Here is a 25,707-nt window from a genome sequence, read left to right as displayed (position 1 = left end):
ACGCCGGTTTCGGCCTCGGCTTCGAACGCACCCTCATCTACGCCACCGGCATGGCGAATGTGCGCGATGTGATTCCTTTTCCAAGAACACCGCGCTCGGCAGCATTTTAATATTCACCACAGAAACCCCGAGGGCACAGAGAAATTGAATGGGGTGACCGACCGGACTCGAACCGGCGACAACCAGAATCACAATCTGGGACTCTACCAACTGAGCTACGACCACCGTTGGAAGGGGAACCTTACCGGCCTTTGGAGGGCCGGTCAATTTTCAATTTTCAAGGAATGTTCAATGATCAAATTTTAAGGCCCAAGGAAATCCCAGTGCCCTTTTCCCCTGTTCACAATTCCGCGTGGACACTTGGCGGTCTCGCTCTGAAGATGGCCCGCGTGAACCGCATTAGATTACTTTCGGAACAGGTAGCGAATCAGATCGCAGCGGGCGAGGTGGTGGAGCGGCCGGCGAGTGTGGTGAAGGAATTGGTGGAGAATGCGCTGGATGCGCGGGCGCGGAAGATCACGGTGGAGGTGAAGGCGGGCGGGCGCAGTCTCATTCGCGTGACGGATGATGGGCACGGGATGAGTCGGGATGATGCGTTGATGTGTTTGGAGCGGCACGCGACGAGTAAGATTTCGCGTGCGGAGGATTTGGCCACGATTGCCACGATGGGGTTTCGCGGAGAAGCGGTGCCGAGTATTGCAAGCGTAAGCCGGTTCACGTTGACCTCGCGGCTGGCGGAGGCGGAGGGCGGTACGGAAATTGCCGTGAATGGCGGCAAGATGTTGGCGGTGAAAGAAACCGGCGCGGCGGTGGGCACGGCGGTGGAGGTGCGGTCGTTGTTTTATAATCTGCCGGCTCGGCGGAAATTTCTGCGCACGGAGGAAACCGAACGCGCCCACGTGCAACGCACGCTTATGCTGATGGCGTTAGCGCATCCGGAGGTGGCCTTCACGCTGCGGCATAATGACCGCGAGGTTTGGCGACTGTTGGCGGAGAGCGGCACGGGCGCGGCAGCGTTGGAGCGGCGGCTGCGCGCGTTGTGGGGCGAGGGGCTACGGTTGATTGAAATCGACTGCGCGGGCGAGCTGGCGCGGCGACCGTTTGATGAGGACGATGCGCCGCCGAAGGCGTGCCGCGTGTGGGGCTTCATCGGCGCGCCGGGCGTGAGCCGCAGCAATCGCGAGCATCAGCACGTCTTTGTGAACCAACGCCCCATCGACAACGTCGGCCTCGGGATGGCGCTGCGCGAGGGCTATCACACGGCCTTGATGAAGGGGAAATATCCGGTGTGCTGTTTGTTTCTCGAGATTGAGCCAGCGGAAGTGGACGTGAACATTCACCCGGCCAAGCGGGAAGTGAAATTTCACCGCGAGCGGGAAGTGCGGAAATTTGTGGCGGAAGCGGTGAGTGAAGGGCTTCGCGAATTTCATTCGCAGGAGTTGGGAGGGGGAAAGGAGTTAGGAGACAGAAGTCAGGAGTTGGAATCTGCCGTTGCGGGAGATTTTGGATTGGAGGCTACGGATGTTTCGGCGGAACCGTTGGTGGAGCAGAAGCCTTTGGAAATGGGATTCGCCACGCCGCCCTCCCCTGTTCACAAGGAAGACGCCGCGCCACTCGTCCCTCAACCGCCCTCCACTATTCCCCACTCCCCACCCACTACTCGCTCCAGCCCGCCGTTACTCAAAGTTCCCCTCAAAATCCTCGGCGTCGTTGGCAAACTTTACGTCGTGCTTGAGTCCGATCGCGGACTGGTTTTGATGGATCAACACGCAGCGCACGAGCGGATATTGTACGAGCAACTGTTAGAACAAATGCAACGCGAAGAAACCGCGTCGCAAAAATTGCTATTGCCCGAGACGGTGGAGTTAGCGGCGACGGATGCGCAGTTTGTCTCCGAGCAAGTGGAGACGCTCAGCCGGCTCGGCGTGGGCATCAGCGCGTTTGGCGAGCGGACCTTTCTGCTCGATGCATTGCCGCCATTTGTGAAGGTGAAGGATCCGAAAGGCTTTGTGCTGTCGCTCATTGACGAACTCAAGGCCGCCGGGGCCGGCATCAACTCGATGCGCCTCGGCGAGGCGATGGTGATTATGACCGTCTGCCGCCAAGCCATCAAAGCCAACGACGCCCTCGCCGGGCCGGAGCTGGAAAAACTGCTCGAAGATTTGCGTCACTGCACGATGCCTTACACCTGCCCCCACGGTCGACCGACTTTGATCGAGATGAGCTATCCGGAATTGGAAAAGAAATTTGGCCGCACGGTTTGACTTAAGATTGGGCGTAATTTGCCGATAGTATTATATAGTGTTCACCGCCGCGAAGGATCGTGGCGGGCCGGAATCAAGGATGATGGAATTCCCGGGGATAACTTCGGTGTCGCATTCGGCGCAGCAATTGCGCGGAAATGCTTTGGCGCGGCTGGAATTCTCCGTGCAATCCGCGGGCCTCTCGGCGGTGGATTCGCAGGTGCAGCAGCTCACCGCGCGACACGAGGCGCAAACGGCACGGATGATGGAGCGGCTGGATGACGAAATGGTCGGCACTTTGTTAGATTTAGTAGGTTAAACACGAGGTTTTGGAAGCAGTTCACCAATAGCATTTTTCTTCACATTTTCGCTTGCAATGCCTTGTGGGAGGCGTATCTTCCCCGTCCGCCTGACTTTTGTGAGTGCAAAAATCGCAAGGGCGGCCACGAGATGTTAACACGTTATTAACCAAATTCCTGCGGGAAAAGGCTTATTTTAGCCCGTAAAAACGCAGGTATTCAAAAGCCGACCCCTTTTCGGGGTGGGTTATCCAAAGAGGAAACAGCCAATGCTGACGATGGAAGAAGCGATGAAGCAAAGCACGATGAGCTTTGCTGAGGGCGAAATTATTGAGGGTGAAGTCATCGAAATTCGATCCAAGGAAGTGCTCGTCAATATCAATTTTAAGAGCGAGGGATCGGTGTCGTTGAATGAATTTGACGAGGACAATCAGCCGTCCGTGGGCGACAAGATCGAGGTGCTGATTGAAGTGCTCGAAAACCGCGACGGGATGGTGGAGCTGAGCCACGAACGCGCGGAGTTCAAAAAGAACTGGGACAAGATCAATTCCATTTGCGAAGAAGGCGGCGTGATCACCGGCCGCATCAAGGAGATTGTGAAGGGGGGCTTGATCGTCAACATCGGCGTGGAAGCGTTCCTGCCCAGCTCGCAGGTGGACATCGTGCCGCCCAAGGATTTGAAAGTATTGGTCGGCCAAAAACACGAATTTAAAATCGTAAAACTCAATATGGAGCGGCAGAACATCGTGCTCAGCCGCCGTGAGTTGATCGAAGAGGAACGCTCCGCCAAACGTGCGGAGATGCTCGGCCATATGACCCCCGGCGACGTCCGCAAAGGCGTGGTGAAAAACATCACTGACTTCGGCGCGTTTATCGATCTCGATGGCCTCGACGGCCTGCTGCACATCACCGATATGAGCTGGGGCCGTATCAATCACCCGAGCGAAATGGTCACCGTCGGCGAAGAGCTCGACGTGGTTGTTCTGGACATCAACAAAGACAAAGAGCGTGTCTCCCTCGGCCTCAAGCAGAAATCCCAAAACCCGTGGGAACTGATCGAGAGCAAATATCCGGTGAAGAGCACCATCAAGGGCAAGGTCGTAAACCTTGTATCTTACGGAGCCTTCGTGGAACTCGAGCCAGGTGTGGAAGGCTTGGTGCACGTCACCGAACTTTCGTGGACCAAAAAACACACCAAACCTTCCGAGGTATTGGAAAAAGGCCAGGAGATCGAGGCGATGGTGCTGGGCGTCAATAAAGACGAGCAGAAAATCAGTCTGGGCGTACGCCAACTCGACGACAATCCGTGGGATGCCGCCGGCGACAAGTACGGCCCCGGGACCACCGTGAAGGGCAAGGTACGCAACCTCACCAGCTACGGCGCGTTTGTGGAACTCGAGGAAGGCCTCGACGGAATGATCCACGTGAGCGATCTTTCCTGGACCCGCAAAATCAATCACCCCTCCGAGCTGCTCAAGAAAGGCGACGACATCGAAGCCCGCGTGCTCGAAGTGGATCGCGAAAACCAACGCATCTCAATCGGCATCAAACAACTGGCCGACGATCCGTGGGATCAAATCGATTCAGTTTATAAAGTAGGCGATCTCGTCACTGGCAAAGTCTCCAAGCTCGCCAGCTTCGGTGCGTTTGTGGGGCTGGAAAATGAAATGGACGGTCTCGTGCACATTTCGCAAATCAGCGAAGAACGCGTGGAAAAAATCAAAGACGCCCTCGACGTCGGCCAGGAAGTCACCGCGCGCGTTATTAAAATTGACAAAAGCGACCGGCGCATCGGCCTTTCCATCAAAGCCGCCGAGTACGACGAAGAACAGATCAAGCGCGAAGCCGAGCAACTTGACCAACTCAAGCCCGGCGAAGATCTCGTAGCCCTCGAACACGCCTTCGACGCTGCCGAGCTCAGGCCCGCCGATGAAGCTCCTGAAGAGGAGTCCGCAGCCGAGGCCGAGCCGGAAGAAAAGGCCGCCGAGTAAATCACCCGTCATCAACCAAAAATGGCGGGCCGCAAAGCCCGCCTTTTTTGTTGCAAACAACACACCCAAAAAGACAAGCCAATGAAGACAAGCCTGCTCCTGGGAACCGCCTTTTTAATTATCGCCGGTAACTTGAACGCCGCCGACCTCCGTGTGAAAGGCGGCTTCCTGCCCGGCGGCATCATTGACGACCGCAAGTTACTCTCGGAAATCAACCTCAAAACTATCGAGCTGCGCGATGCCAAAGACGGCGCCGTCAAGTCCGCCGAATTGCTCAAACAACTCAATGCATTGGATCGCAAAAAGTGCGACCTCCAACTCATCCCCACCGGCAAGCAACGCCTCACCGCCGCCGAAACCGCCGAACGCACCCGCAATGGGGTGCTCGTGGTTTCGGGGCTGTTTAAATGCAAACGCTGCCCCAACTGGCACAGCGGCGCCGCCAGCGGATTTATGCTCACCAAAGATGGCGTGTTTTGCACCAGCTACCACGTGGTCGATAACAAGGACAACGACATCCTCGTTATTATGACCGGCGACGGTCGCATCGCGCCCGTAGTCGAAGTGCTCGCCGCCGACAAAACCGCCGACATCGCAATCCTTCGCGCCAAAGGCAAAGGCTTCACCGCCCTACCCGTCTCCACCGAGGCCCCGCTCGGCGCAAAGGTACGCGTCTTCAGCCATCCTGACCGTCACTTTTACGTGCTCAGCGAAGGTATCATTTCACGCAAATTTCTGGATAACACCCGCAACGGCGGCCGCCGCCAAATGTTTTCCATCACCGCCGATTTCGCCAAAGGCTCCAGCGGCGCGCCCGTGTTCAACGAATACGGCGCCGTCATCGGAAGCGTGAACAACACCCAAAGCACTTATTACAGCGTGAAAAATGGCGTGAAAGACAACCTGCAAATGGTTTTCAAAAACACCGTCTCCATGCAACACCTCCTGAATTTGATACAACCGAAAAAGAAATGAAAACCGTAAAAGAAATCGAAGTAGCCATCAAAGACCTCCCACGCGAGGAATTTATGGCCCTCGCCAACATCATCGCCGCGCACCAAGCCACGCTCTGGGAGGAAGACGATGACACCGACAACGCCGACTCACTGGAGTTCCTCTACGAGGACGAAGAAGAAGAAACCGAGCACGAAGAAGAACTGGAGTACACGGATTTTTAATTCCTAACTCCAATCTTCTGACTACTCAAAAAATTCCCCTTGTCCCCGCCGCGTCGCTCGGCGTTAATGCGCGCCGCATGAGCATTCTCGAAGAACTGCAGTGGCGCGGGTTGATTAACGACTGTACCGACACCGAATCGCTGACCGAGCGGCTCGGCAAAGGACCCACCGTGCTCTATTGCGGGTTCGATCCCACCGCAGACAGCTTGCATGTGGGAAACCTCGTGCCGTTGATCGCACTGCGCCGTTTTCAAAACCTCGGCCACATCCCCATCGCCCTCGCCGGCGGCGCCACCGGTGCCATCGGCGATCCCAGCGGCAAATCCGCCGAACGCAATTTGCTCACGCCCGAATTGCTCGCCGCCAACATCGCCACAGTAAAAACGCAACTCACCAAGCTGCTTGATTTTGAGTCCACCCAAAACCCCGCCCAACTGCTCGACAACGCCGACTGGACGCGCGCCGTCACGCTGCTCGATTTCCTGCGCGACATCGGCAAGCATTTCACCGTCAACACAATGGTCGCCAAAGAAAGCGTCCGCGCTCGAATGGAAGACCGCGAGGTCGGCATCAGTTACACCGAATTTTCGTATATGCTTTTGCAGGCATTCGATTTTTATCATCTCAAAAAAGCGCACGACTGTGACCTCCAAATCGGCGGCAGCGATCAATGGGGCAACATCACCGCCGGCATCGACCTCACCCGCCGTAAACTTTCCGAAACTGTTTTCGGCCTCACACTCCCGCTCATCACCAACGCCGACGGCTCCAAGTTCGGCAAGTCCGAAGCCGGGGCCGTGTGGCTCGATCCCGCCCGCACCAGTGTTTACAAATTCTTCCAATTCTGGGTCCGCACCGACGACCGCGACGCAGTCCGCTACTTAAAATATTTCACCTTCCTCCCCAAAGAAGAAATCGAAGCGCTCGAAAAACAGCACGAAGAAAACCCCAGCGCCCGGGCCGCCCACACTGCATTGGCAATCGCGATGACCAATCTCATCCACGGCGAAGCCGCCACCGCCGAAGCCCAACAAGCCAGCAAAATCCTATTTGGCGGCGGCCTCGAAGGCATCACCGAAAACACCTTTAACGAAATCGTCGGCGAGATCCCCACCGTCGAAATCGAAAAAACCAAGCTCGAAGCTGAAGGTCTTCCCATCCTCGAGCTATACGTCACCGCCGGCCTCTGTCCCTCCAACGGCCAGGCCCGCAAAGACCTTCAAGGGGGAGGATTAAATTTAAACAACCAACGCCAATCCGACCCCCAACACCGCATCACAACCGACGCCCTCCTCTTCGGCAAACATTTGTTGCTGCGAAAAGGCAAACGGAATTACACGATCGTCACGGCCAAGTAATTTCGTTTACCACCACCCCAACCACTTCCAATACGGCAACCCGACGCCGAGCCACACGACGAGGTGGAAAATCGAAACCATCAGCCCCACTTTAAACCATCGCCCCACCGGCACGTAGCCGAACCCGGAATAAATCACCACCGGTCCTGTGGAATAATTGGTAAGACAACCGCACAGGTTTGAGAAATACGCGAGCAACGCCACCATCAACATCCCCGGCACGCCCAACCCCAGCGCCACGGCGAGGAACGCCGCCACCATCGCCGTAATGTGACCGGTCAACATCGAGAAGCCGTACATCGAGTAAAAGTAAACCAACGCCAACACCACCGCCGTGGCCAGCATTCCCATCCCCGCCGCTTCGATGTTGCCCTGCATCGCGCTCGCAAACCACGCGATGAATCCCGTCGCCTTCAGTGCTCCCGCCATCGAAACCATTCCGCCCAGCCACACAAAAGCATCCCACGCCTCGCGGTTGCCCGTGATATCCTCCCACTTTTCCGCGCCGCTCAGCAGCAAAATCAAAACGCCAATCAATGCCACCACGCCCGTGTGCATTCCGTGCAACCATTTGCTCGTGGCCCACAACGCCAGCAACAACACAAACACGCCGAGCATAATTTTCTCGTCACGCGACCAAGCGCCCATCGCGCGCAACTGATCACGAGCACTGTCGCGTGCCGCGCTGGCGTCCTGCATTTTTGGCGCGAGCAGTTTATGCAAAAACCACGGCATCAATAGTAGACACGCGAGCCCGGGCACAATGCTGCCCTTGAGCCACGTCATCCAGCCGAACTCAATGCCTTCGCCCGAAGCCGCCGCGCTCACCAAACCGTTTGCCGCCATTCCTGTGAGGAACATTGCCGCTGTGATCAGGTTCACGTGTGCGCCATTGAGCATCAGATATTCGCCCGCAAGCCGCGGCTGATTTTCCGGGGTGGAGCCCAACGCGCGGGAAAGGGAATTTACAATCGGCGCCATCACGCCGCCACCGCGCGCGGTGTTCGAGGGAATCGCCGGCCCCAAAATCAATTCCGCCAATGCCGTCGCGTAGCCGAGCCCCAATGTGGTTTTACCAAACTTCACCACGCACCCCAACGCAATCCGCCGCCCGAGCCCCGTGCGAATCATCGCGCCGGCAATAAAAAATGCCGCGACCACCAACCACACCGTGGTGTTGCCATAACCGCTGAGCGCGGCGGCAAACGATTCTTTGGACGATTCGCCGAGCGTTTGCGTCGCCGCGAGGGTGACAACCGCAATGAGCACCGCCGGCCCCATTGGAATTGGCCTCAAAATGAAGCTCAGAATCGTGGCAAAGAAAACCGCGAACACCCGCCAACCTTCAACCGACAACCCCGTGGGCGGCCCGAACCACCAAAGATTCAAGCCCACCAAAAAACAAATCAACAGCTTGATGTAATTGATGCCTTGCTCTGCTTTTAGTTTCTCCGCCACGCCGCTGATGCTTTAAAGGAACAAATGACATTCGCCAAGCTTTGATGGCAGGGACACGCGCAGCGCATCCCTACCGGCATAAATCATTCATCGCGTCTTTGATGTTTTCAAACGCAAACTCATAACCCTCCTCTTTCAACCTCCGCGATACACAATAGCGGCCGTACAACACCAACTCCGGATCCGTCCGCAGCAACCAATGCGCGCCGAAGCGGACCATCAACTCCGTGGCCGGCAAGCCGATGGGTATTCCGATGCCGCGCCGCAGTTCGCGCATAAACTCAGCCTGCGAAACCGGTTTGGGCGCGGTGGCAATGTACGCGCCGCGCATCGAATCATTGACAATGGCGCGGACGATGAGGCGCGTCATATCATCGATATGCAGCCAACTAATACCCTGCCGTCCGTGCCTCACGCGTCCGCCCAAACCGCAGCGCGCGATCATTCGCATTTTGGGAAACGCGCCGCCATTGGAGCCGAGTACAAAACTGGTTCGCAAAATCACCTGCCGCATTTCGGGCAACACCGCTTCGGCAAAGGCCGCCTCCCACGCTTTGCCCACGTTGGGCGCGAGGCCCAAACCGAAGGTGGAATCCTCATCACACACCGTCTCGGGCGGGTCACCATAAATATGCGCCGTGGCCATTTGCACCCAAACCAGCGGCGGCATTTTTAAGCCGCGCACCGCTTTGCCCAATACGAGCGTAGCTTCCACCCGCGAGCGAAGAATTTCGTCGCAATGATCGGGCGTCTTGATGCAATCCACCGTGCGCCCGGCGAGGTTTACAATCGCTGCAGCGCCCTCGAGATGATGCGCCCAATCGCCGACCGTGCGGCCATCCCATACGGCGTGTTGCCACGCGCCGCGCTTTTCAGGAATGTGCCGGGAGAGCAGCACCACCTCGCAGCCGAGATCGCACAAATGCCGCGCAAGGTTGGTGCCGATGAAGCCCGTGCCGCCGGCGATGACGACTTTGCCGTTCGGGGTTTTAGTTTCCGATGTCATTTTATTTTACTTTGGTGGCAGGGCACATTGTAGTCCGGGCTACATAAGCGCGCCCTACCTTTGGCTACTTTGCTAAAACGGGTGGCACGTTGCCTTCGTAACCGTTGCCTTTCTTCCGCATCCGATCGAAGTTGTACATATTAAAGAAGTGCATCGCGCCGAGCACCAGCAGCACCACACCGAGTTTGGTAGCGGCGTATTCCACGCCGTTTTCGATATCCGTGGGCTTTGTGCCGTAGCGCAGATACAGCAGGATGAACCCGAGGTTGACGAGATAAAAGCCGACCACCAGCAAGTGGTTCACGCTGTCGGCCATTTCCTCCTTGCCCTTGAACGCCTCCACCAAAAATACGCGCCCGTTTTTGTAAAGCGTGTGCGCCACCCAAGCGGTCATCACAATACTGATGACGGTGTAAACGATATAGATGTAAACGGCGGTTGTCATTTTCTTTTATGTCCTTTCGTTTTTGTTTTTGGGTTTTATTGAAACAGAATCCGAGATTGAACATCGGGCATCACAAGCCCTCTCGCCGGGCATCAGTTTATATCGATTCGCGGCCACCCAGCGATAGCACACATCGATCAGCCAACGAACACCCGGAAGCTTGCCTGCCAACCACAGCGGCCAAAGCCACCACACGTGGCCCCACAAATGCACGTGGGCATCCGCGCCGCCGAGCACGTTGCCGCACGGAGTGAGCACGCGCATCTTGCCCAGCAATTCATCCTCCGGCAGGTTCAACCGCCCCCGCACCCACTCCGCTTGCAGCGGCACAAACTCCACGCCGCGCGGCTCCCACACCGGTCGCATCAGCGACACGGCCTTCAGACACATCGGGCACACCCCGTCGAAACACACGACAGTTCCATTTCTTTCTGTCATTTCAAAAAAGACTGAAATTTTATGGTAGCTCATTTGCGCTTTCCGTTTTGGGTTTTTGGTTTCGGTTAAATTGGCAGCAGTTGCAGCATCTTGTCGCCCATGCGCGAAAGTTTGCGCAGCGTGCTGGTGGGCAGTTTTGCCATTCGGGCATAACAACTGGAGGTGCTCTCAAAAAATTCAGCCAAGCCCTTCAGTCGCTCTTCGGTGTGCGGATCTTTTTTGCGGGCTTTCTTTTGTTCTTCGAGGCAATCGCGCAGCAACTCCAACGTGGGATCCATCTCGCGGCGTTTCCGCTCGTCCATAATAATGCGAAACATTTCCCACGGATCATCGAGCGTTTCAAAATGATCGCGGCGGTCGCCCATCATTTGCACATTCTTGACAATGCCCCACCCGGTCAGCTCGCGCAAACTGGTGCTCACATTGGATCGCGCCACTTCCAGCGTGAGAGTGATTTGCTCTGCATTCAGCGAATTAGGCCAAATATACAGCAGTGCGTGGATTTGGGCGACGGTGCGGTTAATGCCCCAGCGCGTGCCCATTTCGCCCCAATGCAGGATGAACTTCTGCTGGACCGGAGAGAGTTGGAGAGTTGATTCACTCATTTCTGTCAAGACAGAATAAACCGAAAACGGAAAACGCGCAAGGGGAAATTTGTTTTTTTTGATAATATCTAAAAATGGCCAATGACCAAAACCCAATGCCCAAGGAAAACCCAAAGTCCAATTCAAGGCCCACTTTTGGGGCTTGGGCATTCCTTGGGATTTGGTCATTGGGCCTTGATCATTAGAGTTCAGCCCTTGGTCATTTTCTTATTTCCGTCATTCCAACAATTCCCGCTTGTCCCCTCCCCTCCTCTTGTCTAGCTTCCGGCAAATGCTTGTGCGTGACCTACCGATTGCCGACACTGCCGGGGCTGTGTCTGAAACTGAAATTACACCTGTGACCTTGACCGGACATCCCGATCACTTTGCCGCGCGCCATATTGGGCCGGACGCCGCCGAGGCGCGGGCAATGCTCGAGGCGCTCGGGGCCGATTCGCTGGAGGGGTTCATTGACTCGGTGGTGCCGGAGGCGATTCGCAGCACGCGGCCACTCAATCTTCCGGCCGCTCTTTCGGAGCACGAGGCGTTGAGGGCGTTGAAGCGGATTATTTCTGCCAACAAACCGTTCCGGAATTATCTTGGGATGGGTTTTCACAACTGCCTCGTGCCACCGGCGATTCAGCGAAATCTTTTGGAGAACCCCGGTTGGTATACGCAGTACACGCCGTATCAGGCGGAGATTTCGCAGGGGCGGCTTGAGAGTCTGCTGAATTTCCAAACAATGGTAGCCGACCTCACGGGGTTGGAGATCGCCAATGCGTCGTTACTCGACGAGGCGACGGCGTGCGCGGAAGCGATGATGATGTGCCACGCGGTGAAGGGCAAAGGCAGCCGCAATGTCTTTGTAGCGGCAGCGGATTGTCATCCGCAAAATATCGAGGTACTGCAAACACGCGCCGCGCCGTTGGGCATCGAGGTGCGCACGGGAGCGACTGATGATCTGGCGCTGGATGAAAATGTGTTTGGCGTATTGCTGCAATATCCGGCCACGGACGGCGCGGTGGAAGATTACACGAGCCTCATCGCGCACGCGCACGAGGCGGGCGCGATGGTGGTGATGGCGACGGATTTACTGGCGCTCACGCAATTGAAAGCCCCGGGCGAATTGGGCACGGACATCGCCGTGGGCAACGCCCAACGCTTCGGCGTGCCGCTGGGCTACGGCGGACCGCACGCGGCGTTTTTTGCCACGCGCGATATTTATAAGCGGCAGATTCCTGGCCGCATCGTGGGGGTTTCCAAAGATGCACGCGGGCGCCCGGCGTTTCGGCTGTCGCTGCAAACGCGCGAGCAACACATTCGGCGCGACAAAGCGACGAGCAACATCTGCACCGCGCAGGCGTTGCTTGCAAATATGTCCGCGATGTACGCGTGCTACCACGGGCCGGATGGATTGCGCGCCATCGCTGCGCATGTGCACGGGCTCACGCGTTGCCTCGCCGCGGGCCTCAAACGACTCGGGCACAAGCTGGGGCACGAAACTTTTTTTGATACAGTCACGGTCACGCATAACAATCTGAATGCGCGCGAGGTGGTTCGTGAGGCGGAAAAGTTTGGCATCAATTTGCGCGTGCTCGATGCGCAAACGCTCGGCATCGCGTTGAACGAAACGACCACCGAATCCGATGTGCTCGATTTACTGGCGGTCTTCAATGGCGGCCGCGATGTGCCTTTCAAACTGAAAGAGCTTTCCCCCGCCGAGGCCACGCCGGAAGGGCTTGGACGGACGAGCGATTTTCTCATGCACGAAGTGTTTCACAAACATCGCTCCGAAACGGAGTTGATGCGTTATTTGAAACGTCTTGAGAGCCGCGATTTGTCCCTGGCACAAAGTATGATTCCGCTTGGCTCGTGCACGATGAAGCTCAATGCCGTGGCCGAAATGCAGCCGATTTCGTGGCGGGAATTTAACAGCATCCATCCCTTCGTGCCCGTGGCCCAAACGCGCGGTTATCAGGAAATGTTTGCCGACCTCGAAGATTGGCTGGCGGAAATCACCGGCTTCGCCGGCGTCTCGCTGCAACCCAACGCCGGATCACAGGGCGAGTACGCGGGGCTGTTGGTCATCAAAGCGTTTCACCAAAGCCGCCGCGAACCGCAGCGCAACATTTGCCTCATCCCCACCAGCGCGCACGGCACCAACCCCGCCAGCGCGGTAATGGCCGGCCTCACGGTGGTGCCGGTGAAATGCAGCGACGAAGGCGACATCGACCTCGACGACCTCCGCGCCCAAGCCGAAGCGCACGCCGCCGATCTTGCGGCGATGATGATTACGTATCCCTCAACGCACGGCGTGTTCGAGGAAACCATCCGCGAGATTTGCGAAATCGTCCACGGCGCGGGCGGCCAGATTTATCTCGATGGCGCGAACCTCAACGCGATGGTCGGCCTATCGCGCCCCGGCGAACTGGGCGCGGACGTCTGCCACATCAACCTCCACAAAACCTTTTGCATCCCGCACGGCGGCGGCGGCCCGGGGATGGGCCCCATCGGCGTGGCGGACCATCTGACCGATTTTTTGCCGGATCATTCGGTCGTCAATCTCGGCGGCGAAAATCCGATTGGCGCGGTCAGCGCCGCCCCGTGGGGCAGCGCCAGCATCCTCCCCATCTCGTGGATGTACATCGCGATGATGGGCCCCGACGGACTGCGCGCCGCCACCGAGCACGCCATCCTCAATGCCAACTACATCGCCCATCGATTGGATCCGCATTACCCCGTGCTCTTCAAAGGCGCGAACGGTCGCGTGGCGCACGAGTGTATTTTGGATTTACGGCAGTTCAAAAAAGTGACCGTGGAAGACGTCGCCAAACGATTGATGGATTACGGCTTCCACGCGCCCACCATCTCGTGGCCGGTCGCCGGCACGATGATGGTGGAACCCACCGAGAGCGAATCCAAAGAAGAACTCGACCGCTTCTGCGACGCGATGATCGCTATCCGCGCCGAGATCGAAGCCATCGAATCCGGCGAGGCCGATGCGGTTGACAATCTTCTCAAGCAATCCCCGCACACCCCCGATATGGTAGCCGCCAACGAATGGCCCCACGCCTACGACCGCGAGCAAGCGGCCTTCCCCGCCGAATGGCTCCGCGAATCCAAACACTGGCCCGCCACCGCCCGCATCGACAACGTCTGGGGCGATCGGAATTTGGTTTGTAGCTGTGCGGGGATGGAAGCGTTTTTGGAGGAGTAGTTGGGTAGGGACGCGCTGTGCGCGTCCGTGGACACGCACAGCGTGTCCCTACCGAAAAAAAGGGACGTATTTAGCCGCCTTTGAATTTTCTGTTTTCCGATCCCGGCATCACCCGAATGGGTGCGCGACGCCCTGAAAACCATCGGCACAAAAAAAAACGCCCCGTAAAAACGGGGCGGTGAATGGCCTGATCAAGTGATTAAGGAATCTACTCTTCAGAGATTTTCCCTGACTGTTTGAATAGGTGCGGGTATTTTTCTCGCAACTGTTGGCGTTCTTTTCTTTCCTCTTCCTTTTTGAAGGCCTCGAGCTCTTTTTTTGTTATAGAAACCAACATCTCAGACCACTTAACAGACCACTCCAAATAGAACAAGTTGCTGCCAGAGTTGTTATCCGGATGAACCATGCTTCGAAAAGATAAAATTTCACGTATGGTGGCGCGCAGAAACTGCTCATTTGATACGAAACCGCCACGATCAGGGATGTTGAGTTCGGGTACCGATTTGACATTTAAAGGTTGATGTGAAGCGATAGGGGATTTGCACCCAAAGCACTGAGCAATCAAAAATGCACAGACAAATTGTTTAAGAGTTTTCATTGAAATATAATTTCTGGATGTTGTGCTCGGCCCTATCTGACTTTGTTCGAATCCAACCAATATTCAAAAGTATCGAAGAAAATACTAGCCTCCAATTTTATTAGTTGATTATCAGGATCGACAAATTCCTCGATCTTCCCCAGGTTATACAATCTTTCACCGAATTCAGTCTTGTGGAATATATCAGGGTTTTCACCAAGAAATCTGGATTGGGAAAGCATTGCAGTTACTGGCATTTTAATGGAAAACACTTCGATTAAATTCATAATGTCTTTCTTCTAGGCACTCCCAACAATCTTTAAATCGCCAGATAGTGCTATTTTGTAGGCAATAATTTCAGTGAAAATAGATTTGCTTCTATCCTCATTAGCATCGGCCCTGGTAACCAAAAAAATGAGTGAGCTTTTATCAAGAGGGTCAAAGGAGATGTCAATGCTGTAATAGTCTTGAACGCTTATAAATTTCGGATTATTCTTTAGGTCACGATACGGATAGTAGTTTAGTGTTAGTTTATCCTTTTTTGTTTTAATCATATGAGCCATCAGGAGTGGTTCTATGTCCCACCTAATTCCCCATTCGACATCAACATTTAACCACCCATACAAATCGAGAGGCAAACCAGATTCTAATTCAATCATTAGACCCAGTTCAGGTGGCGGTTTTTCATCTGTGGGAGGTTGGCTGAATTTGGGCGCACCTGGTGCCTCCTGCGCATTTACATTCCAAGTGAGGCCAACTAAGGCCAGCAGTGTTAGTAGTGTTTTCTTCATAGTTCGTGTCTTTCTGAGTTCAGGTTACAAAGGACAACGTGCCCTCTACTATATATTCGCGAAACGGAGGCAAAATCTTTCATTTATTTTCAATTATTTTCACTCCAAACCCAAAAACCCCACAAAAACAAGGCCCAAGCACCAAAAAAACTTTCTGACAACCGGCGTTAGGCCCACACCCATTGCCCCTCAAAAAATTTCAAAAAACGCCGCCACCGCCCGCATCGATAATGTGTGGGGCGATCGGAATTTAGTTTGTAGCTGCGCGGGGATGGAAGCGTTTTTGGAGGAGTAGTTGGGTAGGGACGCGCTGTGCGCGTCCGTGGACACGCGCAGCGTGTCCCTACCGAAAAAAGGCGGCCGGTTGGCCGCCTTTGAATTTTTCTGTTTTCCAATCTTTTTAGTTCAAGATCGGTTCGCCTTCTCCGTCCAGGAATCCTTGGAGTTGGCGGAGGCGTGTGGGGTGACGCATTTTTCTTAACGCTTTGGCCTCGATTTGGCGGATGCGTTCGCGGGTGACTTTGAATTGTTTGCCGACTTCTTCGAGCGTGCGGCTGTAGCCATCGGTGAGGCCGAAGCGGAGCTCGAGGACTTTGCGTTCGCGCTCGGTCAATGAAGTGAGCACGTCGCCGAGCTTGTCTTTGAGCAGCGAGAAGCTGGTCATATCGCTGGGGTTCTCGGCGGCTTTGTCTTCGATGAAGTCACCGAAGTTGGTGTCGTCACTATCGCCGACGGGGCTTTGCAAACTGATGGGTTGCTGGGCCATCTTCATGATGGCGCGCACGCGCTCGACGGGCAACTGCATTTCGTCGGAAATTTCTTCCGGCGTGGCTTCGCGGCCAAAATCCTGCACGAGCTGTTTCTGCACGCGCATGAGTTTGTTGATCGTCTCGATCATGTGCACCGGGATGCGGATGGTGCGGGCCTGATCGGCGATGGAGCGGGTGATGGCCTGGCGAATCCACCAGGTGGCGTAGGTGGAAAATTTGTAGCCGCGGCGGTACTCAAATTTTTCCACGGCTTTCATGAGGCCCATATTGCCTTCCTGAATGAGATCGAGAAATGACAGGCCGCGGTTGGTGTATTTTTTGGCGATGGAAATGACAAGGCGCAGGTTGGCTTCGACCATTTCGGTTTTGGCCTGATGGGCTTTTTTGCCAAAGTGCTGGAGTTGGCCGTAAGATTCCACATATTCGGTGGCCGGCATTCGCACGAAAATTTCCAACGCTTTAAGCTTGCGGCTTTCGGTGTCGATAAGTGTTTTGCTAGCAGCGGTCTTACGGCTTTTGTCAGCCCTTTTTACGGCGTTGAGGCTGCTGGTGACTTTATCGTGCACGTTTTCGGCCACGACAGACATCTCCTCGATGACCTTTTGCTTGTAGAAAAATTTGACGAATGATTTCTGCAGTTTGGTGTTATTTTCGTCGTGGGCTTTCTTGGCGCGGGTGTGGGCGCTTTTGTTTTTGGCCTTGAGCTGGGCGAGATATTTTTCGTCCACTTTGTGGTCAATGGCGCGAACGTCTTTCACGAGCCGACGCAGTGCCTTGAGGTGGCGTTCGCGACTTTCGATTTTTTTGTCGACGATGACGCGGTCGAACCGTTCCTTGGGCGGCTCGGAGACAAGTTTCTCAGCAAGCGCGATGTGTTCCTTGCCGGTGAAGCCGAAGGCGTAGATGATGCGCTTCACTTCGTTTTCGGCTTCCTCGATGCGCTTAGAAATTTCCACTTCCTGTTCGCGGGTAAGCAGTGGTACTTGGCCCATCTGCTTGAGGTACATCCGCACGGGATCATCCAGGATATCAAGTTTGTTCTTTTCCTTAACATCCTTTTCATCCTCGCCTCGACGCAATGGCGAAACGTTGTCGACTTCGGCTTGGTCGACCACGGCGATTTCCAGGCCCTGAAGTTTGTCGTGAACGGCTTCGATGTCGGCGGAGGTCACTTCCTGTTCGGGGAGCGATTCGGTGACATCTTCGTGCGTGAGGTAGCCCTGCTCTTGCGCGAGCAAAACGAGTTCCTTGAATTTTTCGGTGAGGTCAATACCGGCTTCGGTCTTTACCTCGGAAATCTTTTTGATGTCTTTTTTGGCGAGGTTCGCCTTGGTGCGCGCCATCAACGCAGCGGAAAGTTTCTTTGGAGCTTTTTTCTTTGTGGCCTTCTTCTTTTTAGGCGCGGCTTTTTTCGCTACCGCTTTTTTGGGCGCTGCCTTTTTCGCAGCCGTTTTTTTAGGCGCCGCTTTTTTTGCAGCCGCCTTTTTCGGGGCTGACTTTGCAGTCGCTGCCTTCTTTGCGGACGCTTTTTTTACGGTTGGCTTTTTGGGAGCCGATTTTTTTGCGGTTTTTTTGGACGAAACCGTCTTGGCGACGGTCTTTTTTGGAGCTGCTTTCTTCACTGTTTTCTTGGAAACCGCTTTTTTTGAGGCGGGTTTTTTACTGGAAACGGTCTTTTTGACGCTGTTTTTAGCCATAATTCAACCTTTTACTACGAAAAGGTCGGGGAATATGGTGCTGAAATGGTGATTCGTCAAGGGATGAACTGCAAATAAGTGAAAAAAGTTTTCGGCCTTATTGACAACGGTTTTCGGCAAAAATCGCCCCGAAACCATCTCCGCGTTCCGAGCTTGTGAAATTTTTCACAAAATCCTTGCCTGCTCCTTTTCTCAACCTTACGCTCAATCAGGTTTGTGAGGGAGCGCGTAATGACTCAAAAAGCGGAGATCGGTTATAATTCCAAGGTGGAGGGCGAGGTGGTTCATACCACGGTCGATGCTGCGGTGAATTGGTTTCGCAAGAATTCCATGTGGCCAATGCCGATGGGGCTCGCGTGCTGCGGCATCGAGCTGATGGCGGCGGGATGCAGTCGGTTTGATATCTCGCGGTTCGGCTCGGAGGTGATGCGGTTTTCCCCACGCCAATCGGATGTGATGATCGTGGCCGGCACGGTGACTTATAAAATGGCGACCGCCGTGAAGCGCATTTACGATCAAATGGTGGAGCCCAAATGGGTGATCGCGATGGGCGCCTGCGCAAGTAGCGGCGGGATGTATCGCAGCTACGCAGTGTTACAGGGGGTGGATCAAATTTTGCCGGTGGATGTGTACATCGCCGGTTGCCCGCCCCGCCCCGAGGCTGTGCTTGAAGGCTTGATGAAACTCCAAAGCAAAGTGGCGAAGGAGCCTTGGGCCAAACAACATTTTAAACCCACCGCCTAATGACGACTGCCGCTGATTTCGCAAAGCAGTTGAAGGCCGAGTTTGGCGAACTCATTTCCGAACCCACGGAGTTTCGCGACGAAATTACGGTGAACATCGCCGATGCCACGCGCATTGCCGAAGTCTGCGAATTTGCAAAACACGAATTGGGTTTCAATTATCTTCTAGATATTTCCACGCTCGATCATTACGGCGAGGATCCGCGCTTCTCGGTGGTTTACGAATTGAGCAGTATTTCGCATCATCAGAACTTACGTTTGAAAACGCAGGTGACCGAAGAGCACGGCGAGGTGCCCACCGTCACCGGCGTGTGGCGCACCGCTGATTGGCACGAACGCGAGGCGTACGATATGATGGGCGTAAAATTCACCGGCCATCCAAACCTCACGCGCATTTTGATGTGGGAAGGCTATCCGCACTTTCCGCTGCGCAAAGATTTCCCGCTCGAAGGCAAGCCTACCGAAGTGCCCGATGTGGCCTTCACCCAAACCGCTCCAATGGAAGGCGGCCCATTCGTAACACTCGCCAGCAGCGAAAACACAACCGTCCGCGAACCCCGGCGTCGCAATCCGGAGGATGGAAAATAGTGAGCACCACGCAAGACATCGCAATTCGTGACACCGCCACAAAGGTGGCCGCAGCGGATGAATCGCCCGATGTGAGTGGCGACAAAATGGTGCTCAATATGGGCCCCTCGCACCCCGCCACGCACGGGGTGTTGCGGCTGCGGTTGGAGATGGATGGCGAGGTCATCACCAAAGCCGAACCGGATGTGGGCTACCTCCATCGCGGCGATGAAAAAATCGCCGAGAACATGACCTACAACCAGTTTATCCCGTACACCGATCGGCTGGACTACCTCGCGCCATTGGCGAACAACGTCCACTACGTTTTGGCGGTGGAAAAATTATTGGGCATCACCGACGACCTCCCCGAGCGCTGCCAATACATCCGCACCATTTGCTGCGAACTCGCCCGCGTATCGGCACATTTGCTGGGGATCGGCGCGTTTGCGATGGACACCGGCGCGTTCACGGTGTTTCTGCACACGTTCACCGAGCGCGAAAAAATTTATTATCTCATTGAATCACTCGCCGGCGCGCGGTTTACCACGAGCTACACGCGCGTGGGCGGTTTATCGCGCGATCTGCCGGAAGGTTGGCTCGATGAACTCAGCGTATTTCTCGACGAAGTGGAAATCAACTTCGACGAAACGGAAACGCTCCTCACGCGCAATCCAATTTTCCTCGACCGCACCCAAGGCGTAGGCGTCATCACCAGTGAAGAAGCTATCGACTTCGGCCTGTCCGGCCCCAACCTTCGCGGCAGCGGCGTGGAGCACGACGTGCGCAAGGCGCGGCCCTATATGATTTACGACCGCTTCGATTTCGATGTGCCCGTCGGCACCACCGGCGATTGTTACGACCGCTACGCCATCCGCATTCTCGAGATGCGCGAGAGCGTAAAAATCCTGCGCCAGTGCATCGCAGATATCCCCGACGGCCCGATCAATGTGGACGACGGCAAAATCGTCCTGCCGCCCAAAGAAAAAGTGATGACGAATATGGAGGAACTCATCCACCAATTTATGCTCGTCACGCAGGGACAGGATGCACCGGTGGGCGAAGTTTATTTTGGCGCAGAAAACCCCAAGGGCGAGCTTGGCTTTTACATCCACAGCCTCGGCGGCGGAACCCCGCACCGGCTGAAAATCCGCGCCCCATCTTTTGTCAACCTCAGCATCCTCTCGCAACTCCTCCCCGGCCACACGGTGGCCGACGTGGTTGCGATTTTGGGCTCGCTGGATTTTGTGATGGGAGAATGCGACAGATAATGACCAAGACCCAAAACCCAATGACCAAGGAATTCCCAAAACCCAATCACCAAAATTGGGCATTTGGAAATTGGTCATTTCTTGGAACTTGATCATTGGTCATTGGTAATTAAAAAATGCCCTTCACCCCCACAGAAAAACTCAGCACCGAGGTCGCGGAACTCATCACCCACTACCCCGAAGGCGAAAGCCGCAGTGCGTCGTTGATGGTGCTGCACGCCATTCAGGACGAGGCGGGCTCCATCAGCGCCGAAGCGATGCAATGGGCGGCGGCCGAGATCGGCGTCAAGCCGCTGCACCTGTACGAGCTCGTGACATTTTACCCAATGCTGCGCGAGGAGCCGCCGGGCAAGTTTGTCCTAAAAGTGTGCCGCACCCTCAGCTGCGCGATGGCCGGTGGCACGGAGTTGCACAAAAAATTGTGCAACAAACTGAAGCTCGACCCAAAGGCGCACGGATTGCAAACGACGACGGACGGCAAATTCAGCATCGAGTTTGCCGAATGCCTGGCCAGTTGCGGCACGGGCCCGGTGATGATGTGCAACGATGATTTTCACGAAGCGGTCACGGAAGAACAAGCCAACGAAATTTTGGGGAGCTGTGAATGACCCAATCGAAAATCAACAATCAAAAATCGAAAAATGGTTGCCCGACAGGGATTTGAACCCCGACAAACAGAATCAGAATCTGTCGTGCTACCGTTACACTATCGGGCAACTGCGCCCGCGAATTTAGAGCAAAACTGAGTGCAGTCAAGCAGATGCCGCAGGAATACAAATTACTGTTGAAACACGCCGACGCCGATGGCTACTCGAATGACCTCGAGTGCTACGAGCGCAACGGCGGCTACGCCGCGCTGCGCCAAGCGTTGGCGATCGCACCGGCGGGCGACACCACGCCGCAAGCGCAACTGCGCAAGAGCGTGCTCGATTCCGGACTGCGCGGACGCGGCGGCGCGGGCTTTTCGTGCGGACTCAAATGGAGCTTCGTGCGCCATCCGAATCCCAAGCCGGTTTATCTCATTTGCAACGCGGATGAATCCGAGCCGGGGACATTTAAAGATCGCCAAATCATTTACAAAGATCCGCATCAGCTTATCGAGGGGATGATCATTTCCTGTTGGGCGAACCACGTGAATCTTGCTTACATTTACATTCGCGGCGAATTCACCGAAGGCGCGAAGATTCTCAACACCGCCCTCGCCGAAGCGCGCGCCAAAGGTTACCTCGGCAAAGACATCCTCGGCAGCGGGCACGACCTCGAAATCCACGTGCACCGCGGCGCCGGCGCGTACATTTGCGGTGAAGAAACCGGCCTCATCGAGAGCCTCGAAGGCAAGCGCGCTTACCCGCGCATCAAACCGCCGTACTTCCCCGCCGCGCTCGGGCTATATATGTGCCCCACCATAGTTAACAACGTGGAGACGCTCTGCAATGTGAAACACATTGTGGAAATGGGCGCGGAAGCCTTCGCCAAACTCGGCACCCCCAACAACACCGGCACCCGCCTCGTGAGCCTCAGCGGTGATGTAAAACAACCCGGCTATTTCGAAATCGAAACCGGCAAAGTCACGCTGGGCGAACTCATCCACAACGAAAATTTCGGCGGCGGCCTGCGCGAAGGGCGAAAACTGCAAGCCATCATTCCCGGCGGATCCTCCTCCAAAGTACTCAAGGCGGGCGAATCGTTTAATGTAGGCGAAGACAAAATCGACTTGCTCGATGTGCCGTACGATTTTGATACGCTGATGAAGATCGGCACAATGTCCGGCTCCGGCGCGATCATTGTCATCGACGACAGCCGCGACATCGTCGAGTGCCTCGCCAACCTCGCCGAGTTTTACGCGCACGAAAGCTGCGGCCAATGCACCCCATGCCGCGAAGGCTCGCTCTGGATGAACAAAGCCCTCCACCGAATGACCCACGGCGACGCCCGCGCCGAAGATGCCGATTACCTAAAACACATCGCGCACAACATCCAAGGCCGAACCATCTGCGCCTTCGGCGAAGCCTGCGCCTGGCCGGTGCTGAGTTTTGTAGAAAAATTTAGGGATGAATTTGAGGCGAAAGCGAAGTAGATGAAAATTAACCACAAAGACACAGAGAGCGCAGAGCGTGCAATCGGGTGGGTGTGCTCTCCGAGCGCGCCACGGCGGTTTCGGAGAAACCGCCCTACCCCATCCTCTGTGCCCTCTGTGTCTCTTTGGTAAAAAAACAAATGCCCGACGAAGCAAAAACCGAAGAGCCGCCCACGATCGAAACCATCTCCGTAACGGTCGATGGCAAAGAAATCGCCGTGCCCAAGCTCACGCCGGATTGGCAGGGCAAGCTCATCCCCACCACGGTTTTGCAGGCTTGTAAACACGCGGGTATCGAGATCCCGCATTATTGTTATCACCCCAAACTACCGGTGGCGGGCAATTGCCGGATGTGTCTCGTGCACGTGGGAATGCCGGGCCGACCGGGGCCCGATGGCAAGTCGCCGGTGAATGATGACGGCTCGCTGAAGATTGACCCGATGGTGCTGCCTTACGAACGCGAAACGCCCAAAGGCGTCATCGGCTGCGCGACGAATTTGATTCCCGGAATGGAAATTTACGCGAGCAGCCCGGAGACCCAAGAAATGCGCGAGGCCGTGCTGGAAAGTTTGCTCATCAATCACCCGCTCGACTGCACGATTTGCGATCAAGCCGGCGAGTGCAAGCTGCAGGAGTACAGCGTGGAACACGGCCAGGCCGAAAGCCAGTTTGCCGAACACAAAGTCCACAAACCCAAAGCTGTCGACCTCGGCCCGCGCATTGTGCTTGATGCCGAGCGGTGCGTTTTGTGCACGCGCTGCATTCGCTTCAGCGCGGACATCGCGGGCGACGATGCGCTCGGCATTGTGAATCGCGGCAGTTATAATACCATCGCAACATTCCCCGGCGCACCGTTTGACAATAATTACACGTTGAACACTGCCGACATTTGTCCGGTCGGCGCGTTGACCTCCAAAGATTTCCGCTTCCAAATGCGCGTGTGGTTTCTCAAGGAAACCAACAGCCTCTGCACCGGCTGCGCCACCGGCTGCAACACGGTCATCGGCTCGCGCGAAAATAAAATGTATCGGCAGGAGCCACGCGAAAATGATGCCGTCAACGGCCCGTGGATGTGCGACTCGGGCCGGTTGAATTACAAATGGATCGGCAGCGAGAAACGATTGAAGGAAATCAGGAGTCCCAATTCAGAAGCCAGAAATTGGGATGCGGTCATCGCGGAGATTAGCGGGAAGCTTGATGGGGCCGAAGCCGGTTCGGTGGCGATTGTCGCGTCGGCGCGCCAGACGAATGAAGAACTTTATTTGCTAAAAAAACTGGCCGACAAATTTGAGGCCATCACCGATTCCGTGCCGCGCAATGGCGAGGGCGATCATCTATTATTGAACGCCGACAAAAACCCAAACAGCAACGGCGCGCGACTCATCGGCATCACCGGCGAAACGCTGGGCTCAAATCTCTCCGCGATCGCCGAAGGCATCGAGAGTGGCACGATCAAAACGCTGATCGTCTTCGGCGAAGACGTCACGCAACACGGCATCAGCGAAACGCTTTTGGAAAAACTGGAGTTGCTAATCGTGAGCGATATTTTTCCAAATGCCACCACGACCAAGGCGCATTATCTGTTGCCCGGCTGCGCGTATGCCGAGAAGCGCGGCACGTTCACGAGCACCAAAGGCCAAGTGCAAAAATTTATGAAAGCCCTCGACGCCCCCGGCAGTGCCCGCGCCGAATGGGAAGTGCTCCACGAACTCGTGGAAAACGTGACCGGCCAAAACGGCTTCAGCACCATCGAAGGGTTGTTCAACCAAATGGCCACCGAAGTGGACGCATTCAAAGCCAAAGACCTGAACTGGGCCGCACTCGGCGACACGGGCGTGACAGTGGAGATTTGATGAAATGAAATTTAACCACAGAGACAAAATGGTAGGGCGCGCTCTCCGAGCGCGCCGCGGCGGTTTCGGAGAAACCGCCCTACCCGCAACCGTATGACCGACTGGTTCAACAACCTCACTCCAAACGAGCAGTTCGCGATTTTCAGTTTGCTGAAAATTGTGATCGCGGTGTTCGCGGTCGTGCTGCCGATGGTGGCCTATTCGGTGGTTGCCGAACGCCGCATATCGGCGTGGATTCAGGATCGCATCGGCCCCAACCGCGTGGGGCCGTTTGGCCTGCTCCAACCTGCAGCGGATGGACTGAAGTTTATCCTCAAAGAAGATTTCACGCCGGCCTATGCGCGCAGGGTTTATTTCTGGCTCGCGCCGGCGGTGGCGATGGTTCCGGCACTAATGACGCTCGCGGTGATTCCGTTCGGCTCGCAACTCGGCTCACAGAAAGCAGTCATCGCGGATTTGAACGTCGGCATTTTGTTCACGTTCGGCATCGTGTCCCTCAGCGTATACGGCATTGTGCTGGCGGGTTATGCGAGTAACTCCAAGTTTCCATTTCTCGGCGGCATCCGCAGCAGCGCGCAAATGATCTCGTACGAAATCGCAATGGGGATGAGCGTGGTGCCGGTGTTTATGTTGGTGGGCGATCTGAATTTGAGTGCCGTGATCGATTATCAAAAAAGCGGCGCGTGGCTGATCCTCAAGCAACCGATTGCGTTTGTGATTTTTCTGGTGGCGGCCTTTGCGGAAACCAATCGGCTGCCCTTCGATATGCCGGAGGCGGAATCGGAATTGGTGGGCGGCTATCACACGGAGTACAGCTCAATGAAGTTCGCGCTGTTTTTCCTTGGCGAATACGCGGCGATGATCGCCGTGAGCGCGATGATGGTGGTGCTATTCCTCGGCGGTTGGACGCTTCCCTTCGCCGGCCTTAACGAGACGGCCACGTCACTCGGAATGGGGCTCTTGCAAGTCGGCATTTTCATTGGCAAACTCCTGCTGTTTATGGGTCTGTTCATTTGGGTGCGCTGGATGTTGCCGCGTTTCCGTTACGATCAGCTAATGGACATCGGCTGGAAACGCTTCGTGCCCCTGGCGCTGGCAAATATCGTGGTGACGGCGATTTACATGTGTTTGACCCACGGAAAATAAA

At 55.6% G+C, this 25,707-nt stretch carries 24 protein-coding genes and 2 tRNA genes; 15 read left to right on the top strand and 11 right to left on the bottom strand.

Annotated features, from left to right (window positions below; translation table 11 throughout):
- The coding region (locus H8E27_04445) for a hypothetical protein (GenBank protein ID MBC8324855.1) at nt 1-110 on the top strand (110 nt) is incomplete at its 5' end.
- Nucleotides 111-149: 39 nt separating this feature from the next.
- Here H8E27_04445 and H8E27_04440 read toward each other — a convergent pair.
- Nucleotides 150-225, bottom strand: a tRNA-His gene (locus H8E27_04440).
- A 164-nt stretch (nt 226-389) separates the two neighbouring features.
- Between H8E27_04440 and mutL the strand changes: the two genes are divergently transcribed.
- The 6 genes from mutL to H8E27_04410 all read left to right on the top strand — a co-directional run bounded on the left by mutL (nt 390) and on the right by H8E27_04410 (nt 7,069).
- Nucleotides 390-2,264, top strand: coding sequence for a DNA mismatch repair endonuclease MutL (gene mutL / locus H8E27_04435; protein ID MBC8324854.1), 1,875 nt, complete (start codon nt 390-392; stop codon nt 2,262-2,264).
- A 37-nt stretch (nt 2,265-2,301) separates the two neighbouring features.
- The gene (locus H8E27_04430; protein ID MBC8324853.1) at nt 2,302-2,562 is read left to right on the top strand and encodes a hypothetical protein; all 261 of its coding nucleotides are present in this window, start codon (nt 2,302-2,304) and stop codon (nt 2,560-2,562) included.
- A 249-nt stretch (nt 2,563-2,811) separates the two neighbouring features.
- Nucleotides 2,812-4,533 carry a 30S ribosomal protein S1 gene (gene rpsA, locus H8E27_04425; protein ID MBC8324852.1) on the top strand — a complete coding sequence of 574 codons (1,722 nt, stop codon included), beginning with the start codon at nt 2,812-2,814 and terminating at the stop codon, nt 4,531-4,533.
- 81 nt (nt 4,534-4,614) lie between these two features.
- The gene (locus tag H8E27_04420; GenBank protein MBC8324851.1) at nt 4,615-5,508 is read left to right on the top strand and encodes a trypsin-like peptidase domain-containing protein; all 894 of its coding nucleotides are present in this window, start codon (nt 4,615-4,617) and stop codon (nt 5,506-5,508) included.
- Nucleotides 5,505-5,711, top strand: coding sequence for a hypothetical protein (locus H8E27_04415; GenBank protein MBC8324850.1), 207 nt, complete (start codon nt 5,505-5,507; stop codon nt 5,709-5,711). Before H8E27_04420 ends, H8E27_04415 begins: the two co-directional genes overlap by 4 nt.
- 77 nt (nt 5,712-5,788) lie before the next feature.
- Nucleotides 5,789-7,069 (top strand): tyrosine--tRNA ligase, encoded by a 1,281-nt coding sequence (locus H8E27_04410; GenBank protein MBC8324849.1) that lies wholly within the window; start codon nt 5,789-5,791, stop codon nt 7,067-7,069.
- 6 nt (nt 7,070-7,075) lie between these two features.
- Here H8E27_04410 and H8E27_04405 read toward each other — a convergent pair whose 3' ends face one another.
- From H8E27_04405 to H8E27_04385, 5 genes are all read right to left on the bottom strand, one after another.
- The gene (locus tag H8E27_04405; protein ID MBC8324848.1) at nt 7,076-8,527 is read right to left on the bottom strand and encodes a DASS family sodium-coupled anion symporter; all 1,452 of its coding nucleotides are present in this window, start codon (nt 8,525-8,527) and stop codon (nt 7,076-7,078) included.
- Nucleotides 8,528-8,597: 70 nt separating this feature from the next.
- Complete coding sequence (locus tag H8E27_04400) at nt 8,598-9,533, bottom strand: TIGR01777 family protein (protein MBC8324847.1); 936 nt, start codon at nt 9,531-9,533, stop codon at nt 8,598-8,600.
- 64 nt (nt 9,534-9,597) lie between these two features.
- On the bottom strand, nt 9,598-9,978 hold the full coding sequence (locus H8E27_04395) for a hypothetical protein (protein MBC8324846.1): 381 nt from the start codon (nt 9,976-9,978) through the stop codon (nt 9,598-9,600).
- A gap of 6 nt (nt 9,979-9,984) precedes the next feature.
- Nucleotides 9,985-10,416: a DUF393 domain-containing protein gene (locus H8E27_04390; protein ID MBC8324845.1), complete on the bottom strand. Its 432-nt coding sequence runs from the start codon at nt 10,414-10,416 to the stop codon at nt 9,985-9,987.
- Between the two features lie 65 nt (nt 10,417-10,481).
- Nucleotides 10,482-10,958 carry an ArsR family transcriptional regulator gene (locus H8E27_04385; GenBank protein MBC8324844.1) on the bottom strand — a complete coding sequence of 159 codons (477 nt, stop codon included), beginning with the start codon at nt 10,956-10,958 and terminating at the stop codon, nt 10,482-10,484.
- A gap of 334 nt (nt 10,959-11,292) precedes the next feature.
- Between H8E27_04385 and gcvP the strand changes: the two genes are divergently transcribed.
- Nucleotides 11,293-14,217 carry an aminomethyl-transferring glycine dehydrogenase gene (gene gcvP / locus H8E27_04380; GenBank protein MBC8324843.1) on the top strand — a complete coding sequence of 975 codons (2,925 nt, stop codon included), beginning with the start codon at nt 11,293-11,295 and terminating at the stop codon, nt 14,215-14,217.
- 208 nt (nt 14,218-14,425) lie between these two features.
- On the opposite strand, the gene H8E27_04375 is transcribed toward gcvP, so the two are convergent.
- From H8E27_04375 to rpoD, 4 genes are all read right to left on the bottom strand, one after another.
- Nucleotides 14,426-14,815, bottom strand: a complete 390-nt coding sequence (locus H8E27_04375) for a hypothetical protein (GenBank protein ID MBC8324842.1) — start codon at nt 14,813-14,815, stop codon at nt 14,426-14,428.
- 32 nt (nt 14,816-14,847) lie between these two features.
- Nucleotides 14,848-15,081, bottom strand: coding sequence for a hypothetical protein (locus tag H8E27_04370; protein MBC8324841.1), 234 nt, complete (start codon nt 15,079-15,081; stop codon nt 14,848-14,850).
- A gap of 12 nt (nt 15,082-15,093) precedes the next feature.
- Nucleotides 15,094-15,585, bottom strand: a complete 492-nt coding sequence (locus H8E27_04365) for a hypothetical protein (protein MBC8324840.1) — start codon at nt 15,583-15,585, stop codon at nt 15,094-15,096.
- Between the two features lie 400 nt (nt 15,586-15,985).
- Nucleotides 15,986-18,052, bottom strand: a complete 2,067-nt coding sequence (gene rpoD, locus H8E27_04360; GenBank protein ID MBC8324839.1) for an RNA polymerase sigma factor RpoD — start codon at nt 18,050-18,052, stop codon at nt 15,986-15,988.
- A gap of 231 nt (nt 18,053-18,283) precedes the next feature.
- Between rpoD and nuoB the strand changes: the two genes are divergently transcribed.
- From nuoB to H8E27_04340, 4 genes are all read left to right on the top strand, one after another.
- Nucleotides 18,284-18,796, top strand: a complete 513-nt coding sequence (nuoB, locus tag H8E27_04355) for an NADH-quinone oxidoreductase subunit NuoB (GenBank protein MBC8324838.1) — start codon at nt 18,284-18,286, stop codon at nt 18,794-18,796.
- Complete coding sequence (locus tag H8E27_04350; protein MBC8324837.1) at nt 18,796-19,383, top strand: NADH-quinone oxidoreductase subunit C; 588 nt, start codon at nt 18,796-18,798, stop codon at nt 19,381-19,383. The genes nuoB and H8E27_04350 overlap by 1 nt, the downstream gene beginning before the upstream one ends.
- On the top strand, nt 19,380-20,630 hold the full coding sequence (gene nuoD, locus H8E27_04345; GenBank protein ID MBC8324836.1) for an NADH dehydrogenase (quinone) subunit D: 1,251 nt from the start codon (nt 19,380-19,382) through the stop codon (nt 20,628-20,630). The genes H8E27_04350 and nuoD overlap by 4 nt, the downstream gene beginning before the upstream one ends.
- 116 nt (nt 20,631-20,746) lie before the next feature.
- Entirely contained in the window at nt 20,747-21,238 is a 492-nt protein-coding gene (locus H8E27_04340; protein MBC8324835.1) for an NAD(P)H-dependent oxidoreductase subunit E, read from the top strand.
- Nucleotides 21,239-21,272: 34 nt separating this feature from the next.
- Here H8E27_04340 and H8E27_04335 read toward each other — a convergent pair.
- Nucleotides 21,273-21,346: transfer RNA gene (locus H8E27_04335), tRNA-Gln, on the bottom strand.
- A 44-nt stretch (nt 21,347-21,390) separates the two neighbouring features.
- On the opposite strand from H8E27_04335, the gene nuoF reads away from it, so the two are divergent.
- The 3 genes from nuoF (at nt 21,391) to nuoH (ending at nt 25,706) form a co-directional block, all read left to right on the top strand.
- Entirely contained in the window at nt 21,391-22,707 is a 1,317-nt protein-coding gene (nuoF, locus tag H8E27_04330; GenBank protein MBC8324834.1) for an NADH-quinone oxidoreductase subunit NuoF, read from the top strand.
- Between the two features lie 140 nt (nt 22,708-22,847).
- The gene (locus tag H8E27_04325) at nt 22,848-24,560 is read left to right on the top strand and encodes a molybdopterin-dependent oxidoreductase (protein ID MBC8324833.1); all 1,713 of its coding nucleotides are present in this window, start codon (nt 22,848-22,850) and stop codon (nt 24,558-24,560) included.
- A 93-nt stretch (nt 24,561-24,653) separates the two neighbouring features.
- A complete protein-coding gene (nuoH, locus tag H8E27_04320; GenBank protein MBC8324832.1) occupies nt 24,654-25,706 on the top strand; it encodes an NADH-quinone oxidoreductase subunit NuoH in 1,053 nt (350 codons plus the stop codon).
- Nucleotide 25,707: the final 1 nt, after the last annotated feature.

The sequence above is a fragment of the Limisphaerales bacterium genome (assembly GCA_014382585.1).
Lineage (GTDB): Bacteria > Verrucomicrobiota > Verrucomicrobiia > Limisphaerales > UBA1100 > JACNJL01.
Note: the sequence above shows the minus strand (reverse complement) of the source record. Positions and strands in the feature narration are given on the sequence as shown.